Origin of the sequence: Roseomonas sp. GC11 (genome assembly GCF_024437745.1) — a bacterium.
Taxonomy (GTDB): Bacteria; Pseudomonadota; Alphaproteobacteria; order Acetobacterales; family Acetobacteraceae; genus Pseudoroseomonas.
The window spans coordinates 20590-36481 of the sequence record NZ_JANFNY010000026.1; the positions used below are offsets into that span (position 1 = coordinate 20590).

At 70.4% G+C, this 15892-nt stretch carries 14 protein-coding genes; 4 read left to right on the forward strand and 10 right to left on the reverse strand.

Annotation, left to right across the window (positions count from 1 at the left end; genetic code table 11):
• Positions 1-8: 8 nt before the first annotated feature.
• Complete coding sequence (gene hmgA / locus NON00_RS10230; RefSeq protein ID WP_256020330.1) at positions 9-1376, reverse strand: homogentisate 1,2-dioxygenase; 1368 nt, start codon at positions 1374-1376, stop codon at positions 9-11.
• Between the two features lie 88 nt (positions 1377-1464).
• Here hmgA and NON00_RS10235 point away from each other — a divergent pair, with 88 nt between their 5' ends.
• Together NON00_RS10235 and NON00_RS10240 are read left to right on the forward strand one after the other, a co-directional pair.
• On the forward strand, positions 1465-1956 hold the full coding sequence (locus NON00_RS10235) for a MarR family winged helix-turn-helix transcriptional regulator (protein WP_256020333.1): 492 nt from the start codon (positions 1465-1467) through the stop codon (positions 1954-1956).
• A 261-nt stretch (positions 1957-2217) separates the two neighbouring features.
• Complete coding sequence (locus NON00_RS10240) at positions 2218-3351, forward strand: ABC transporter substrate-binding protein (RefSeq protein WP_256020335.1); 1134 nt, start codon at positions 2218-2220, stop codon at positions 3349-3351.
• A gap of 1 nt (position 3352) precedes the next feature.
• Here the strand turns inward: NON00_RS10240 and NON00_RS10245 are convergent, their stop codons facing one another.
• From NON00_RS10245 to NON00_RS10275, 7 genes are all read right to left on the reverse strand, one after another.
• A complete protein-coding gene (locus NON00_RS10245) occupies positions 3353-5503 on the reverse strand; it encodes a TonB-dependent siderophore receptor (RefSeq protein ID WP_256020338.1) in 2151 nt (716 codons plus the stop codon).
• A 186-nt stretch (positions 5504-5689) separates the two neighbouring features.
• On the reverse strand, positions 5690-7081 hold the full coding sequence (locus tag NON00_RS10250; RefSeq protein ID WP_256020340.1) for a homoserine dehydrogenase: 1392 nt from the start codon (positions 7079-7081) through the stop codon (positions 5690-5692).
• Positions 7078-7965, reverse strand: coding sequence for an NAD(P)-dependent oxidoreductase (locus NON00_RS10255; RefSeq protein WP_256020342.1), 888 nt, complete (start codon positions 7963-7965; stop codon positions 7078-7080). Before NON00_RS10255 ends, NON00_RS10250 begins: the two co-directional genes overlap by 4 nt.
• On the reverse strand, positions 7962-9494 hold the full coding sequence (locus tag NON00_RS10260; RefSeq protein WP_256020344.1) for a tripartite tricarboxylate transporter permease: 1533 nt from the start codon (positions 9492-9494) through the stop codon (positions 7962-7964). The genes NON00_RS10255 and NON00_RS10260 overlap by 4 nt, the downstream gene beginning before the upstream one ends.
• Positions 9495-9504: 10 nt before the next feature.
• Positions 9505-9987, reverse strand: coding sequence for a tripartite tricarboxylate transporter TctB family protein (locus tag NON00_RS10265; protein WP_256020346.1), 483 nt, complete (start codon positions 9985-9987; stop codon positions 9505-9507).
• Positions 9988-10025: 38 nt separating this feature from the next.
• Entirely contained in the window at positions 10026-11027 is a 1002-nt protein-coding gene (locus NON00_RS10270) for a tripartite tricarboxylate transporter substrate binding protein (RefSeq protein WP_256020348.1), read from the reverse strand.
• A gap of 69 nt (positions 11028-11096) precedes the next feature.
• On the reverse strand, positions 11097-12125 hold the full coding sequence (locus NON00_RS10275) for a 4-hydroxythreonine-4-phosphate dehydrogenase PdxA (protein WP_256020350.1): 1029 nt from the start codon (positions 12123-12125) through the stop codon (positions 11097-11099).
• A gap of 126 nt (positions 12126-12251) precedes the next feature.
• Here NON00_RS10275 and NON00_RS10280 point away from each other — a divergent pair, with 126 nt between their 5' ends.
• The gene (locus NON00_RS10280; RefSeq protein ID WP_256020352.1) at positions 12252-12929 is read left to right on the forward strand and encodes a GntR family transcriptional regulator; all 678 of its coding nucleotides are present in this window, start codon (positions 12252-12254) and stop codon (positions 12927-12929) included.
• A 94-nt stretch (positions 12930-13023) separates the two neighbouring features.
• Here the strand turns inward: NON00_RS10280 and NON00_RS10285 are convergent, their stop codons facing one another.
• Entirely contained in the window at positions 13024-14001 is a 978-nt protein-coding gene (locus tag NON00_RS10285) for a tripartite tricarboxylate transporter substrate binding protein (RefSeq protein ID WP_256020355.1), read from the reverse strand.
• A gap of 69 nt (positions 14002-14070) precedes the next feature.
• The gene (locus NON00_RS10290) at positions 14071-14778 is read right to left on the reverse strand and encodes a GntR family transcriptional regulator (RefSeq protein WP_256020357.1); all 708 of its coding nucleotides are present in this window, start codon (positions 14776-14778) and stop codon (positions 14071-14073) included.
• Positions 14779-14883: 105 nt separating this feature from the next.
• Between NON00_RS10290 and NON00_RS10295 the strand changes: the two genes are divergently transcribed.
• Positions 14884-15867, forward strand: a complete 984-nt coding sequence (locus tag NON00_RS10295) for a fumarylacetoacetate hydrolase family protein (RefSeq protein ID WP_256020359.1) — start codon at positions 14884-14886, stop codon at positions 15865-15867.
• The last annotated feature ends 25 nt before the right edge of the window (positions 15868-15892 follow it).

Sequence of the window (15892 nt, forward strand, 5' to 3'; positions counted from 1 at the left end):
GGCGGTCCTTACGGGCGCGAGGGATCGAAATGCTTGCGCAGCCCCAGGCCATAGCCGGCATAATCCTTCTGGAATTGCGGCGCCTCGGCGGCATAGCGGGTGACGTGCTGGGGGAAGCGCGTCTCGAACATGAAGGCCAGCGTGCCTTCCAGCTTGTGCGGTTTGAGGTCGGCATTGCTGGCGCCCTCGAAGGCGGCGAGATCCGGGCCGTGCGGCAGCATGCAGTTGTGCAGCGAGAAACCGCCGGGCACGAAGCCGCCGCCGGTCTTGGCGTCATAGACGCCATAGATCAGGCCCATGAACTCGCTCATGATGTTCATGTGGTACCAGGGCGGGCGGAAGGTGTTCTCCGCCACCAGCCAGCGGTCCGGGAAGATGACGAAGTCGATATTCGCCGTGCCCGGCGTGTCCGAGGGCGAGGTGAGCACGGTGAAGATCGAGGGGTCGGCGTGGTCGAACAGCACCGGGCCGACGGGGGAATAGCGCCGCAGATCGTATTTGTAGGGCGCGTAGTTGCCATGCCAGGCCACGACATCGAGCGGCGAATGGGCCAGCTCCGTCTGCCACAGCCGGCCGCCCCATTTGATGGTCATGGTCGAGGGTGCGTCGCGGTCCTCGAAGGCCGCCACGGGCGTCATGAAGTCACGCGGATTGGCCATGCAGTTGGCGCCGATCGGGCCGCGCTCCGGCAGGGTGAAGGCGCCGCCGTAATTCTCGCAGAGATAGCCGCGCGCCGGCTGCTCCCCCGCCGGCCCCTCGGGCAATTCCACCCGCAGCTTGACGCCGCGCGGGATGACGGCGATTTCGCCGGGCGCGATATCGATGATGCCGAATTCCGTCCACAGCCGCAGCGCGCCCTGCTCGGGCACGAACATCATCTCGCCATCGGCGTTGTAGAAATACGCATCCCGCATGGAGCGGGTGACGAGGTAGATATGCGAGCCCATGCCGGCCTGCGCCGCGGCATCGCCCGCCGTGGTGATGGTGCGGATCCCCTCGAGGAAGGAAACACCTTCCTGCGGCAGTGGCAGCGGGTCCCAGCGCAGCGGCGCGGGGGGCATGACCATCTCGGCGCAGGGGGCGGTGCGCCACAGCCCGGCCCCGACCTCGCGGAACTGCCCCCAATGTGCCACGGTCGGGCGGATGCGGTAGAGCCAGGAGCGTTCATTCGTCGCGCGTGGCGCGGTGAAGGGCGAGCCGCTGAGCTGCTCGGCATAGAGGCCGTAGGCGCATTTCTGCGGCGAGTTGCGGCCGATCGGCAGGGCGCCGGGGAGGGCCTCCGTCTCGAAGCCATTGCCGAAGCCGGAGAGATAGCCCGTGCTGCCCAGCCTCTCCGCTTGCGCGGCGGCAAGGCCAGATCGTAGGGACAGGTTCATTTGGTGTCCTCCCGGGAGTGCGGTGCCTGCGCTGTCCTGGCCGCGCCATCCGATTCATATCGTCTCATATGAGATTAAAAGCGAAAACATGCCGCCGAGCAAGCCCCTTGTCGAACCGTTGATCCTGCGGGATTTCCTGCCCTATCGCCTGTCCGTGGTGACGGAGGCGGTCAGCAGCCTGTTCGCCACGCGCTACCAGGAACGCTTTGGCCTCAGCATTCCGGAATGGCGCGTGGTGGCGGTGGTGGGGCAGCAGGGGGAACTGTCCACGCAGCAGGTGATCGAGCATACCGGCATGGACCGCGTGCGCGTGAGCCGTGCCGTGATCCGCCTGGCCGACAAGGGCCTGCTGGAACGCCGCGCCCATCCGCAGGATCAGCGCGCCCAGGTGCTGCGCCTGGGCGAGCCGGGCCGAGCGATCTATGAGGAGATCGTCCCCCTCGCGCGCGATCTCCAGGCGCAGCTTTCCGCCGCCCTGACGCCGGAGGAATTGCGGACACTGGGCGAGATTCTCGACAAGATCGGCCACCGCACGCACGAAATGGCCGGGGAGGAAGAGGCCGGTGGCCCCGGCGGCTGAACGCCACCCTCTGGCTCGTCCCCATGGCTCGTCCCCTGGCGTTGCGGATTGCCGGCCTCGCGGGGGCGGACTATCCTCAGGAAGAATGCCGCCAGCCGTATCTCCTTTCCGCACAAGACAGATCAGCGCCCATGCCCGGACGTTCCGCTCCATGACCTTCGCCGTCACGGGCATTCTGTTGCGAGGCGGGTGGCCTCATCGCATCTTCCACGCCCTTTGGCGGGCTCTGGCGCCTGCCGCCCCCGGCCCGGAGGCATGGCGATGAAGCGCCGGGCACTGCTCGCCGCGCCTTTCCTGGCCATGGCCCGCCCCGCCGGGGCAGAGGCGGGGGGCGGGGCCAGCGGGGGCGATGGGGAGGATTGGCCCCGCCGCATCACCGACATGGCCGGGCGGGAGGTGGTGCTGAAGGCGCCGCCGCGCCGCGTGGCCCTTGCCGAAAGCGCGGTGCTGCTGAACCTGACCCTGATCCATCCCGACCCCGTGCCGCTGCTGGTGGGCATGGGCGGGGATTTGCGGCAGATCGACGCCCATGCCCTGGGCGCCATGACCCGCCGCTGGCCGGCCCTGGCCCAGGTGCCGCTGCTCAGCCGTCAGGTTGGGGAAGACCTGCCGGTGGAGCGGTTGGTCGCGCTCGCCCCGGATGTGGTCATCATGGCGGCCTGGCAGCAGCGCCGTGCCGGCACGGCCGAGGCCCTGCGCGTGCTGGACAGCGCCGGCGTGCCGGTGGTCTTCGTCGATTTCTTCATCAACCCGCTGCGCCGTGCCCTGCCCTCGCTCCAACTGCTGGGCGAGGTCTTCGGGCGCCGGGCGGCGGCGGCGGAATACGCGGCTTTCTATGAGGCGAAGCTCACCGGGCTGCGTCAGGCCGTCGCCGGGCGAACGGGGCCGCTGACGCTGTTGCAGGCCTTCCCGGGCCGTTGGCCCTGCTGCTGGGTCTCGGGCGAGCAGGGCGGGGGAGAACTGCTCGCGGCGCTGGGCGGGCGCAATGCCGCGCGCGGCAGCCTCGCCACGCCCGGTGGTGGCACGCTGGGGCTGGAGCAGATGCTGGCCCTGGAGGCCGAGGTCTATATCGGCACGGGGGTGTCCGGCGGCGGTGGCGAGGGCGAAGGCATCCGCCTGGGCTGGGGCGTCGAGCCCGCCCAGGCGCGGCGCAGCTTCGCGCGCGTGCTGCAGGCGCCCGAGCTCGCGCATCTGCCGGCGATCGGCCGGCACCGCACCTTCGGCTTGTGGAACCCGCTTGGCGGCACGGCGCTCAATATCGTGGCGCTTGAGGCGATGGCCGGCTGGCTCTACCCCGACCTCGCCCCCCGCTTCGACCCGGCGGCGAGCCTGGCGGAGATCAACCGCCGCTTCGCCGCCCAGCCCTGGGAAGGCACCTTCTGGACCGGTGCCTGACCTACCAGCGGTAGGACAGGTTGGCGATCACCGTGCGCCCGGTGCCATAGTAGCAGTAATAGGCGCTGCTGCAGGAGGCGACATAGCGCGTATCGGCGATGTTGGAGGCATTCACGGCCAGCCGGTAGTTGCGCCAATCATAGCCGATGGTGGCATCGGCCAGGGTGACGGCCGGCATGCGGTAGGTGTTGGCGTTGTCGCCATAGAAATTGCCCATGTAGCGCAGGCCACCGCCCAGGCTGAGGCCGGCGAGCGGCGAGTCCTCGGCGAAGCGGTAGCGGGCGAAGAGGCTCGCCATATGCTCGGGCACCAGGGCCGGGCGGTTGCCTTCATTGCCGGTCGTGGTCCGGCCGCTGGCGACCGCGCTGTCCTGCGTGATCTCACCGAGCATGTAGGTATAGGCGCCGATCAGCTGCCAGCCGCCGCCAAGCTCCGCCAGGGCCTCGACCTCCAACCCCTTCACATTCACCTCGCCTGTCTGCACCTGCACCGAGGCGCCGGCCGAATTGGTCGTGCGTGTCGTCACATTGCTCTGCGTCAGGTCGAAGAGGGCCGCGGAGAGGAAGCTCTGCCGGCCGGGCGGCTGGTATTTCAGGCCGATTTCGTATTGCTCGCCTTCCGTCGGGCGGAAGGCCTCGCCGGTCAGCCCGTTGGTGCCGATCACCGGATCGAAGGAGGTCGAGTAGCTGACATAGGGGGAGAGGCCATTCTCCGCCGCATACATCAGGGCGATACGGCCCGTCGTCGCGCTCTGGTCCTGGTCCGTGCGGGTGCGTGTCAGATAGGAATTCTGCTCGGTGCTGGCCCAGTCATGCCGCAGCCCGGCGACGAGGATCCAGTTCCGCCAGCGGAGCTGGTCCTGCAGGTAGAGGCCGAGCTGGCCGAGATTGTCCGAGCGGTCGACAGCCGAGAGCCAGCTCCTGCGCGGATCAGCGACGGCCGCGCCATAGACCGGGTTGAAGATGTTGATGGCGGGCGCCGTGCCGAAATAGCTGGCATAGGTGCCCCAGAACTGCCGCGCATCGGCGCCGGCCAGCAGCTTGTGCGTCACCGCGCCGGTGGTGAAATCGGCCTGCAGGCCATTGTCGAGATTGAGCGTCTCGGACCGCTCGCGCTGGACGAGGGCGCCGCGGCTGAGCGTCGCACCGCTGAGCGAGCGGCCATACATCGTCTCATAGGCGACGCGATTGTAGGTGTAGCGCGCATTCTGGCGGAAGGTGAAGATCGCATCGAGACGCCGCTCGATATCCCAGCCGAAGGTCACGGCCAGCACGTCGGAGCGGTTGTAGCTGTCCTCGCCAAGATAGCGGCTGACGGGAATGCGCCCGCTCGCGGTGTAGAGCGTGCCAGTGGCGGGCAGGCCGATGGGGGAGCCGCCCTGGTCATACTGATAGGAGGAGAGCAGGGTGACGCGAGTGTCGTTGTCCGGCCGCCAGGTGAGGGCAGGGGCGATGAAATAGCGGTCGTCTGGGACGTTATCGACGCCGGTATCGGCGTTCCGCACCAGGCCGGTCAGGCGGTAGGAGAACGCGCTGCCCTCGCCCAAGGGGCCGCCCAGGTCGAAGCCCGCCTGCAGGCGGCTGTCGGTGCCGGCTGACAGATTCACCTCGCCGAAGGCCGTTTCGGTGGGCCGTTTGCTGACCATGTTGATGAGCCCGCCCGGCACGCTCTGCCCGTAGAGCACCGAGGAGGGGCCGCGCACGATCTCAATGCGCTCCAGGCCGTAAAGCTCAGTCGAGGTCGGCCCCAGGGTTCGCATCAGGCGCAGGCCGTTGAGATACTGGCTGGCCCGTGCGTCAAAGCCGCGCAGGCGGAAGGCATCGAAGCGCGGGTCATAGCCCGAGAGGCCGGTGGTCATGCCCGGCGTGTAGCGCACCGCCTCTTCTACGCTGCGCGCCGCCTGGGCCTCGATACGGTCGCGGGTGATGACGGTGACGGCCTGGGGCGTCTCGATCAGCGGCGTGTCGGTCTTTGTCGCGCCGAGGGCGCTCTCCGCCACGATGCCCTGGACGGGGGCGGTGGCCTGGCCACGCTGGGCCTGCACATCGATCGTCGGCAGCACCGTCACGTCCTGCGCCTGCGCGAGGGCGGTGGCGGGCAGCAGCAGAAGCGCGGTGGTGGTGCGCAGCAAGGCGCGGAGGGTGGGCGTCATGGCGGGGCGTGGCTCCTGGCGCTTGGTCAGGGCCGCACTACTTCAAGTAATAATCATTTGCAAATTGTAGCGACGCTGGCCAGGGAACGCATGGTTGGGTTTCCAAAGGCCTCAGGCCTTTGGTGGGGAGAGTTTGAGAGGGGCGAAGCCCCTCTCAACAGTATGCGCGTTCTCGTAAACGGCCTCTCAGGCTTCCGCCAGGATGCCGGCACCGCTGTGGGCACTCTGGCGGAGCCGCTGGAGGAAGGAGTCTTCCAGCATCAGATCGGCCTCGGTGACCAGCGCGCCGCGCGCCACATCCCGCCGCAGCCGCTTGTTGGCGGCGAGGTAGAAGGGCGCCAGCCCGGCGGCCTCGGCGGCGGGCAGCAGCAGGGCGGTGCAATCGGTCATGACATGGTGATGCCCGCCCATCTGCAGCACCTCGCCGGCGCGGAAATCGCGCCCGGCGCGCGCCACCATCACGGCATGGACCTGCTGCCTGTCGCTGCCCGAGGCGCGGCCATGCCCGGCGGCGGAGAGCAGGGAGAGCGGCGTCTCCAGCCCCATCAGGTGGTAGGGCAGGAAGACGCAGGCATAGCGCCCGTTGCGGCTCACCACATGGCCTTTCTCGCGCAGCATCTCCCACACCACCTTATCGCCGCAGCGGAGGATGACGAAGACGCCGCCACCGAAGCTCACCTCCTCCGGCCCGCGCAGGCAGTTGAACACATCCACCACGCCGCTGCGGTCGAGGATGCCGCCCTCGGCACGCGGGATGAAGATATCGGCCAGTTCGGTGATGCGGCAGAGCGGATAGCTCAGCGCGTCACAGGCCGGCAGCAGCCCCGTGGAATTGGCCACCACGTTCATCTCGCAATAATCGGGTGTGGCGCTCTGGGGCAGGCCAGCAATGGCTGCGGCGCGGGCGGCGAGCGTGGCAGGCCCATCCTCGCCCAGAGTCCAGAGCCCGGCCAGGCCCGGCGCCGCGCAGCGCTGGCCGGCGCAGGTCACCTCGCCTGTCGCGGCATCGAAAACGAAATCGTATTCGCTGGCCTTGCCGGCGGCCACCACCTCGAAGCCCAGCAGCCGCGCCCAGGTGACGAGGCCAATCAGGTTTGCCGGCTGGTCGCCATCGGCCGTGGTGTAGACAAGGCCCTTCTCGACCGCGAGGCGGTTGAGATGCGGCCCCACCACGGAATCCACCTCCTTGCTCACCATCGCCACATGCGCGCCGCGTTGCAGGGCGTCATGGGCGATGCGGGCCCCCGCCTCGGGCTGGCCGGTGGCTTCCACGAGAATGTCGAGCGGCAGGGCAGCCAGCAGCGCCGCATCGCGCAGCACGGCGATGCGCCCCGCCGCATCGGCCGCCCGCACCGCGGCGGCATCGTGGCAGAGCAGGGCAGCACCCGGCGGGTAGCCCAACTCCGCCAGCAAGGTGAGCACGCCATCCGCATCGAGGTCGCACAGCGCGGCGGGGCGCAGCATCGGCATGGCGCGCAGCTGCGCCAGCAGGGTGCGGCTGAAGCTTCCCCTGGCGCCCGTCAGGCCCAGCCGGAAGGTCTTTCCGGCCAGATCCCGGAACAGAATCTCGTGGTTCATGGCGTGGCCTGCGGCTCCAGGGCGGGGTTGCGGCGTTCCAGTTCCAGCAGCAGGGCGGAGTGGTCCGGGTCGCCCTCGGTGGCGATCAGGCCGCGGTAGAGCGCGGCCGTGGCCGCCGTATAGGGCAGCGCCGCCAGCCCCAGCCGCTCCGCCGCGTCCAGCGTGTTGTCGAGGTCCTTCAGATGCGTGACGCAGCGGCCGCGCGTCGCGAAGTCACGTTCCACCATGCGGGCGCCGTGCAGCTCCAGCACGCGGCTTTCGGCGAAGCCGCCGCGTAGCGCCTCGCGCAGCTTCGCCGGGTCGGCGCCGCCGCGCGTGGCCAGCAGAAAGGCCTCGGCCACGGCGCCGATGGTGGCACCCACGATCACCTGATTGGCCAGCTTCGCCAGCTGCCCCGCCCCGCTCGGCCCTACCAGCGTGGCGCGGCCCAGGGCGCGGAAGGCCGGTTCTGCGCGGGTGAAAGCCTCCGGCGGGCCGCCCGCCATGATGGCCAGCCTCCCCTCCTGCGCTCCGGTGGTGCCGCCGGAGACGGGGGCATCCAGATGCAGCACGCCGCGCGCGGCAAGGCGGCGCGCATGCTCGCGCGCCTCGGCCGGCTTGATGGAGGACATGTCGGCCACCACCGTGCCGGGCGCGAGAGCCTCGGCAAGGCCGCTGCCGAACAGCACGTCCCCGACGATCGGGCCATTCTCCAGCATCAGCACGACCAGTGCGGCGCCCTCCGCTGCCGCGGCCGGGGTGGCGGCGACGCGGGCGCCGGCCGCGGCCAGCGGCGTGGCCTTGGCGGCGGAGCGGTTCCACACCGTCACCGCATGGCCAGCGGCCAGCAGGTTGCGCGCCATCGGGGCGCCCATCAGCCCCAGCCCGAGGAATCCGATCTTCATGCGCCCCCCTCCGCATTGGCGGCCATGGCGGCGCGCGGCGCTCGGCGGCGGCCCAGCAGCGCGGCGGCCAGCGGCCACAGCAGAAACACAATGGCCAGCGTCGTCAGCGAACCGACCAGCCAGTTGGACCACAGCACCCCGACCGAACCGTTCGAGATCAGCATGGACTGGCGGAAGGCATCCTCCGCCTTGTCGCCGATGACCATGGCCAGCACGAGCGGCGCGATGGGGTAGTCGAGCTTCTTCATCATGTAGCCGGCGGCGCCGAAGGCGGCGGCCAGCCAGAGATCGAAGGGCGCGCCCGCCACGGTATAGGCGCCGACGATGCAGATGGTGACGATGACCGGCCCGATGATGCTGAAGGAGACCGAGAGCATGGCGGCGAAGAGCGGCACCGTCGCCAGCGCCAGCACGACGCCCACGAGATTGCCGAGATACATCGAGGCGATCATGCCCCAGACGAAATCCTTCTGCTCGACGAAGAGCATGGGGCCGGGGTTCAGCCCCCAGATCATCAGCCCGCCCAGCATCACCGCCGAGGTGGCGGAGCCAGGAATGCCCAGCGCCAGCATCGGCAGCATGGCGGAGGTACCGGCGGCGTGGTCCGCCGTCTCCGGGGCGATCACGCCCTCCGGCTCGCCCTTGCCGAACTGCGCGCGCCGGCGCGAGGCGCGGCGGGCGATGCCGTAGGACATGAAGGAGGCCGCCGTCGGCCCGCCCGGTGTCACCCCCATCCAGACGCCGACGGCGCTGCCGCGCAGCATGGCGAGCCAGTAGCGCGGCATGCCCGCCGCCGCCCGCAGCATGGCGGCGGGGCTGAGGCGGCCGCTGGCGCCCTTGAATTCCGGCCCCTCCTCGATGGTCAGCAGCAATTCGCCCAGGCCAAACAGCCCGATGACGACCACAAGGAAGGAAATGCCGCGGATCAGCTCCGGCAGGTCGAAGGTCAGGCGCATGGCGCCCGAGACCGTGTCCATCCCCATCATGCCGAAGCCGAAGCCCAGGCCCATGGAGATGATGGTCTTGAGCGGCGCGCCGCCGCCGAAGGCGATGAAGGAGGCGAAAGCCAGCAGATAGACAGCGAAATATTCGGGCGGCCCGAAGCGCAGCGCGAAGCTGGCGACGGAGGAGGAGAGCAGGGTGATGACGATGATGCCCACCAGCGCGCCGAAGCCGGCGGAGAGGAAGGCATAGGTCAGCGCCTCGGTTGCCCGGCCCTGCCGCGCCATCGGATAGCCGTCGAAGGTGGTGGCGACGGAGGAGGGCTCGCCGGGGATGTTGAACAGGATGGAGGTGGTGGAGCCGCCGAACAGCGCGCCCCAGTAGAGGCTCGTCAGCAGGATGATGGCCGAGACCGGGTCCATGCTGAAGGTCAGCGGCAGCAGCAGCGTCACGCCATTGGGCGCGCCGAGGCCAGGCAGCACGCCCACCAGGATGCCGAGCAGCACCCCCGCCATCATCAGCAGGATATGGTGCATCGTCAGCGCGACCGAGAAGCCGTGCAGCAGCGCGTCGAGATTGGAGAGCATGGCGGTTTCCTCAGCCCAGGCCGAGCAGGATCTCCAGGGGCCCCTTCAGCAGAGGCACCTGGAACCAGCGCTCGAACACCACGAAGGTGGCGAGGGGCACGCCGAGCGCGACGCCCAGCGCCACCCCCCAGGAGCGCCGCCCGCCGAGGCGGATGCTGCCCAGCAGGTAGAGCGCCATGGCGACATAGAGGCCGAGCCACTGTGCTACGGCGACCAGGCCGAGGATGGGCAGGCCGAAGCGCAGCACGCGGCCGCCGCCTTCGCCCTCCACCACCACGACGCGGCGCAGCGCCGCGCGCCCGCGCCAGGCCTGGAGCGCGACCAGCAGCGCCGCCCCCATCAGGATCAGCGAGACGCGGAAGGGGAAGAACCCCGCCTGGGGCCCGTCCGAGGCCCAGCCCCAGTCCAGTTCCAGCGCGCCCGCGAGGCCCGTGGCGCCGGTGGCGAAGACCAGGGCGGCGAAGGCCAGTTCGAGTTGCAGTCGTGTCACCATGGGGGTCCCCCCTGTGGGCCGCATGCGGGGCCGTGGCCTCAGTTCACCAGCCAGCCCTCGGCGCCGTAGAGTTCACGGGCCGCGGCCTCCTCGGTCTGCATCAGGGCGCGCATCTGTCCGGGCGTCAGCAGCGCGGCGCTCTGGCTGGTGCGCTGGATGTAGTCCTGCCATTCCGGGGTCTCGCTGACGCGGCGCAGCACATCGGCCCAGAAGGCCTGGGCGGCGGCGGGCACGCCGGGTGGCAGGAAGACGGTGCGCGGCATCCGGAATTCCTCGACCGGGATGCCCTGGCTGGCGCAGGTCGGGATGTCGGACCAGGACTGGGTCTCGGTCACGCGCGGGCCGGGCGGCAGCGGTTCCCGCCGGAAGACGCAGAGCGGCCGCACCTGCCCGCCGCGCCAGCCGCCGACGCTCTCCGAGGGGTTGTTGGTGTTGGAGTCGATATGCCCGCCGGCGAGCTGGACGCCGACTTCGCCGCCGCCGCGATAGGGGATGTAGGTGAAGCGCGCGCCCGTCGCCTTCTGCACCAGCAGGGTCAGGGTCTGGTCGGTGTCGCGCGTCTGGCTGCCGCCCATGCGGAGCCTGCCGGGCTCCTCCCGCGCGGCGGCGATCAGGTCGGCGGCACTCTGATAGGGTGCATCCTGCTTCGCCCAGAGCAGGAACTCGTCGAAGGCCATGGCGGTGACGGGCGTCAGGTCGAGCGGCTTCCACGCGACCTTGGCCACCAGCGGCAGCAGCCAGGCATTGTTGGTGCCGAAGATCACCTTGTGCGCATCGCCCTGCGCGCCCCGGCCATAGACGAAGCCCTCCGCCCCCGAGCCGGCGCCCTTGTTGGTGACGACGATGGAGGTGGGCACCAGCTCGTGCTTGGTGATGGTCGCCTGCACGGTGCGGGCGAAGAGATCGGTGCCGCCGCCGGCGCCGGAGGTGACGATGAATTCCACCGGGCGTGTCGGCTTCCAGGCCGGTTGCGCGGCGGCGGGCAGGGTGGCGGCGAGGGTGAGGCCGAGCATGGCGGCGGCCCGCGGGAACAAACTCATGGACTTTCCTCCTCTGCGTCTGGGGTGCGCCGCATGCCCTGTTGGCGGGTTCTCGCGGCGGTGGTGTCGTCAGGCGGCCACGGCGCTCTCCCGCGTGGCCATGCGGGCGGCCAGCAGCATGGCGTTGCGCATGGCGCCCGGATGGGCGATGCCGCGCCCGGCGATGTCGTAGGCCGTGCCATGCGCGGCGGTGCAGATGGGGAAGGGGAAGCCGCCCATCAGCGTGACGCCGGCATCGAAGCCGATCAGCTTCATCGCGATCTGGCCCTGGTCGTGGTACATGGTCAGCACCGCGTCGAAATCGCCGCGCCGGGCGCGGACGAAGACGGTATCGGCGGGGAAGGGGCCGTCGCAGCCGAGCTGCTCGCGCTGGCCTTCCTCGACGGCGGGGGCGATGATGTCGATCTCCTCCCGCCCGAAATTGCCATTGTCACCGGCATGCGGGTTGAGCGCGGCCACCGCGATGCGCGGCCGCGCGACGCCGGCGGCGCGCAGCGCGTCATGCGTCAGCCGCAGATTGTCCAGGATGCTCTCGCGCGTCAGCAGCGCGGCGACATCCTTCAGCGGCACGTGGGAGGTGACGCGGGCATTCCACAGCCCCTCCAGCACGTTGAACTCCTTGGCCACGCCGTGGAAGCCGATGGCCGCGGCGGAAAAGCCGATCTCATCCTCATAGCCCGGCGTCACCAGCCGCATCGCCGCCTTGTTGAAGGGGGTGAAGCAGACGGCATCGGCCTCGCCCGCCGCGGCCATGGCCAGGGCGCGGCGGAAATTCTCCGTGGCGAAACGGCCGCTGGCCTCGGAGATCCGCCCCAGCGGAATGATGGCGGGGTCGCAATGGCCGAGATCGAGCAGCAGCGGCCGCCCGGCGCGGCGCGGCGCGGGCGGGTCCTCCGCGCGGCGGATCTCGATCTCGGGCGCGAGGCCGGCGATGCGCGCGCCCTCCGCCAGCACGCGGGCATCGCCGAGGACGGTGATCTCGGCCGCCGCGCGCACCGCCTCATCCGCCAGGATTCTGGCGGTCAACTCGGGGGAGATGCCGGCGGCATCGCCCATGGCCAGCGCGATGCGTGGCCGGCCCGCTTCGTTGTCGCTCATCCTGGCCCTCCCTGTGGTTGCTCAGCTTTCGTAATACTGCATACAGTATGATTCGGTACGAAGCGCCGCATGGCTTGTCAAGCGATGTTGGATTAGGAAGCGCGCGGGGTGGCGGAAGGAGCAGGCATGGCGCTGGTGCGGTCAGAGGAGATGGAAGGGGCGGGGCCAATCATCCGCCGCCCCTTGCAGGAGGAGGTGGCGGCGCGGCTGCGTGACCTGATCACCCAGGGCATCATCCCGGCGGGGGCCCGCATCAACGAGGTGGCGCTGGGCACGCAGCTCGGCGTCTCCCGCACCCCGCTGCGCGAGGCGGTGCGGATGCTGGCGGGCGAGGGGCTGGTGGAACTGGTGCCGGCCCGCGGCGCGGTGGTGCGCCGCATGTCGGCCAAGGACATGGCGGATAGTCTGGCGGTGCTGAAGGCACTGGAGTCGCTGGCCGCCCGCCTGGCCTGCGCCGAGGGCACGGCGGAGGGCATCGCCCGCGTCGCCACGCTGCACGCGGCGATGATGGAGCGCTACGCGGCGCGTGACCGGCTGGCCTATTTCAAGCTGAACCAGGCCATCCACTCCGCCATCGTCGCGCTGGGCGGCAATGCCACCCTGGCCTGGGCGCATGAGGCGGTGCAGTCGCGCATGAAGCATATCCGCTTCATCGGCAATGCCGGTGAGGAGAAATGGGCCGGCGCCGTGGCCGAACACGCGGCGATGATCGCCGCCCTCCAGGCGCGGGATGGCGAGGAACTCGCCCGCGTCCTGTGCCTGCACCTGGACCGCACGATGGAGCGGGTGCGCGACGTGCTCTGACCCGCGCGCGGGGGGGGCCCCCCCGCCCCCCCCCCCCCCCCCCCCCCCCCCCCCCCCCCCCCCCCCCCCCCCCCCCCCCCCCCCCACGGCAACGTCAGTCCAGGGCGATGCCGGTGCTCTGGATGATCTCCCCCCACCGTGCCGTCTGCTGGGCGATATAGGCGGCGAATGCGGCGGGCTGGAGCGGGGCGGGCTCCAGCCCCATCGGGATATAGCGCCCCGTCACCTCGGGATGGCGCAGGGCGGCGGTGATCTCGGCATGCAGCCGCTGCAGGACCGGCTCCGGCGTGCCGGCGCGGATCACCGCGCCATTCCAGCCCTCCATCAGCAGGTCCGGGGCGCCCAGCTCGCTGACGGTCGGCACATCCGGCACCTGCGGCAGGCGATGCGCGCCGATCACCGCCAGGGCGCGCAGCTTGCCATCCAGCACGAAGGGCAGGCTGTTGGGCGCGACATCCGGCATGAAGTCGAGCCGCCCCGTCATCAGGTCCTGCAAGGCCGGGGCGGCGCCGCGATAGGGCACATGCACCAGTTCGGCGCCGGTCTTGCGCCGCAGCATCTCGCCCCAGAGATGCGGGGAACTGCCGGTGCCATAGGAGCCGAAGCTCAGGCCCTGGCCCTGCTTCGCCGCAGCCACCAGCCCGGCGAAGTCGCGGATCGGCCCCTGCGCCGCCACCACGAGGATGGAAGGCGTCATGAACAGCCGCGTGACCGGCAGGAAATCGCGCACCACATCGTAGCTGAGCTTGCGGTAGGCGGTCGGGTTGATCGCCAGCGGCCCGACATCGCCATAGAACAGCGTATGGCCATCGGCCGGCTGCTGCCGGAGATAGGTGGCGGCGATCTGCCCGCCCGCGCCGGGGCGGTTGTCCACCACCACCGGCACCTTCAGGCTCTCCGCCATTTTCTGCGCCAGCAGCCGGGCGACACCATCGCCGAAGCCGCCGGCGGCATAGGGCACCACCCAGGTGACGGTGCGGGTGGGGAAGTCCTCGGCCCGCGCGCGCGCCACGCCGCAAAGCGGGGCGGCGGCGCCCAGCGCCAGCAGGTGCCGCCTGTTGAGACGCGTCATATCCGTGTTCTTTCCTGTTGTCCTGGACGTTGCCCCGCGCCGTGCCGTGGTGGCCCGGCGCGGGCGGTTTCAGCCGCGCGCGGCGCGGCCACGCCCCGTCCGGGGCGCGGGCGCGTCGAGCAGGGTCAGCAGAGCCTCGGCCGTGTTGCCGATATGGCCGCGCAGCGTCTCCACCGCCGCCGCCTCGCGGGCCAGCACCTGCCGGGCCAGCACCTGATGCGCCAGCAGGATCTCCGCCCAGTCCCCATGCGCGCTCTTGATGACGCGGCGGTAGCGCGTCTTCTGCACATAGAGCTCATCGCAGAAGCGCCGCAGCGCGCCGAGCGGGCAGGCCTCGATCAGGGCGCGGTGGAAGCGGTGGTGGCGTTCCTCGTAGCGGTCCATCCAGGCCTCGCTGCCGGGGTCGCGCTGGCCGATCTCGCGCTCCAGCATGGCAAGGGTGGCGACGATGCCATCCTCCCAGGCCGCCCCACCCTCCGCCATGGCCAGGCGCAGCGCCTCCGGCTCGACGACCTGGCGGGAGCGCGTCACGTCCAGCAGATGGTCGCGCGTGACGGGCGGGACGGCATAGCCCTTCTGCCCCTCGAAGGTGACGAGCCCTTCGGCGGCCAGGCGCGAGAGCGCCTCGCGCAGGGGCGTGATGCCCAGCTCGTATTGCGCGCTGAGGTCGCGCAGCCGCAGCCGGGTCCGTGGCGGCAGCTGGCCGGTCACGATGTCTTGGCGCAGCCGGCGCGCGGCGGCCTCCGCGAGGGTGGCTTTGGGGATTTGTTCGAACATACACAGATGTTATATTTTTCTGGCTACCTCCTGTCCAGCGGAGTAGGAGGGGCCAGGGCGCGCCCGGCGCGCCGGGGCGGAACCGCAACCGGAAAGGAACATCGCTTGAAGCTGGCTACGCTGCGCTCCGGGGAACCGGATGGCCGTCTTTTCGTTGTCGCGCGCGACCTCTCGGCCTGTGCGCCGGCGCCTGTCGCGACGCTCCAGGCCGCGCTCGAATCCTGGCAGGAGGCCGAGCCGGTGCTGCGCGCCCTGGCGGCGGCGGTGGAGGCGGGGCAGGCCCCCGGCCTGCGGCCTTTCCGGCCGGAAGAGGCGCTGGCGCCCCTGCCGCGCGCCTGGCAATGGCTGGATGGCTCGGCCTTCGCCAGTCACGGCGCGCTGATGGCGAAGGTCTTCGGCATCTCCGACCATGCCGAGGGCAGGCCGCTGATGTATCAGGGCCTCTCGCATCGCTTCCTGGCGCCCTCCGAACCCGCTCCCTTCCGCTCCGAGGCCGATGGCATCGATTTCGAGGGCGAGTTCGGCGTCATCACCGATGCGGTGCCCGCCGGCACGGCGCCGGAGGCGGCGCTGGCGCATATCCGCCTGGTCGTGATGATCAATGACTGGTCGCTGCGTGTGCTCGGCCCGCGCGAGATGAAGACAGGATTCGGCTGGGTCCAGGCCAAGCCCGCCTGCGCCATGGCGCCCATCGCCGTGACGCCGGACGAACTGGGCGAAGCCTGGAACGGGGGGCGGGTGCATCTCCCCCTGACGGTGGATTGGAATGGCGCGCGGTTCGGGGCACCCCTGGGCGGCGCGATGGGCTTTGGCTTCCACGAGCTGGTCGCCCATGCCGCCGCGACGCGGGACCTTTGCGCCGGCACCATCATTGGTTCCGGCACGGTCTCCAACGAGAATTACCGCGAGATCGGCTCCTCCTGCATCGCCGAGCGGCGAGGCATCGAGATGCTGGACGAAGGCGCCGCCCGCACCGGCTATATGCGTTTTGGCGACAGGGTGCGCATGGAGACCGTGGCGCCGGATGGCCGGTCGGTCTTCGGCGTGATCGAGCAGCATGTGGTGCCCTTCGCCGCCACCCCCGCCTGACAGGCGGCACCGGCCCTGTTCTCCG

What these genes read in the sequence shown, in the direction of transcription:
- NON00_RS10250 (WP_256020340.1), bottom strand. Translation starts at nt 7,081, where the DNA reads ATGAACCACGAGATTCTGTTCCGGGATCTGGCCGGAAAGACCTTCCGG.
- NON00_RS10285 (WP_256020355.1), bottom strand. Translation starts at nt 14,001, where the DNA reads ATGACGCGTCTCAACAGGCGGCACCTGCTGGCGCTGGGCGCCGCCGCC.
- NON00_RS10235 (WP_256020333.1), top strand. Translation starts at nt 1,465, where the DNA reads ATGCCGCCGAGCAAGCCCCTTGTCGAACCGTTGATCCTGCGGGATTTC.
- NON00_RS10240 (WP_256020335.1), top strand. Translation starts at nt 2,218, where the DNA reads ATGAAGCGCCGGGCACTGCTCGCCGCGCCTTTCCTGGCCATGGCCCGC.
- NON00_RS10275 (WP_256020350.1), bottom strand. Translation starts at nt 12,125, where the DNA reads ATGAGCGACAACGAAGCGGGCCGGCCACGCATCGCGCTGGCCATGGGC.
- NON00_RS10260 (WP_256020344.1), bottom strand. Translation starts at nt 9,494, where the DNA reads ATGCTCTCCAATCTCGACGCGCTGCTGCACGGCTTCTCGGTCGCGCTG.
- NON00_RS10270 (WP_256020348.1), bottom strand. Translation starts at nt 11,027, where the DNA reads ATGAGTTTGTTCCCGCGGGCCGCCGCCATGCTCGGCCTCACCCTCGCC.
- hmgA (WP_256020330.1), bottom strand. Translation starts at nt 1,376, where the DNA reads ATGAACCTGTCCCTACGATCTGGCCTTGCCGCCGCGCAAGCGGAGAGG.
- NON00_RS10245 (WP_256020338.1), bottom strand. Translation starts at nt 5,503, where the DNA reads ATGACGCCCACCCTCCGCGCCTTGCTGCGCACCACCACCGCGCTTCTG.
- NON00_RS10290 (WP_256020357.1), bottom strand. Translation starts at nt 14,778, where the DNA reads ATGTTCGAACAAATCCCCAAAGCCACCCTCGCGGAGGCCGCCGCGCGC.
- NON00_RS10265 (WP_256020346.1), bottom strand. Translation starts at nt 9,987, where the DNA reads ATGGTGACACGACTGCAACTCGAACTGGCCTTCGCCGCCCTGGTCTTC.
- NON00_RS10280 (WP_256020352.1), top strand. Translation starts at nt 12,252, where the DNA reads ATGGCGCTGGTGCGGTCAGAGGAGATGGAAGGGGCGGGGCCAATCATC.
- NON00_RS10255 (WP_256020342.1), bottom strand. Translation starts at nt 7,965, where the DNA reads ATGAAGATCGGATTCCTCGGGCTGGGGCTGATGGGCGCCCCGATGGCG.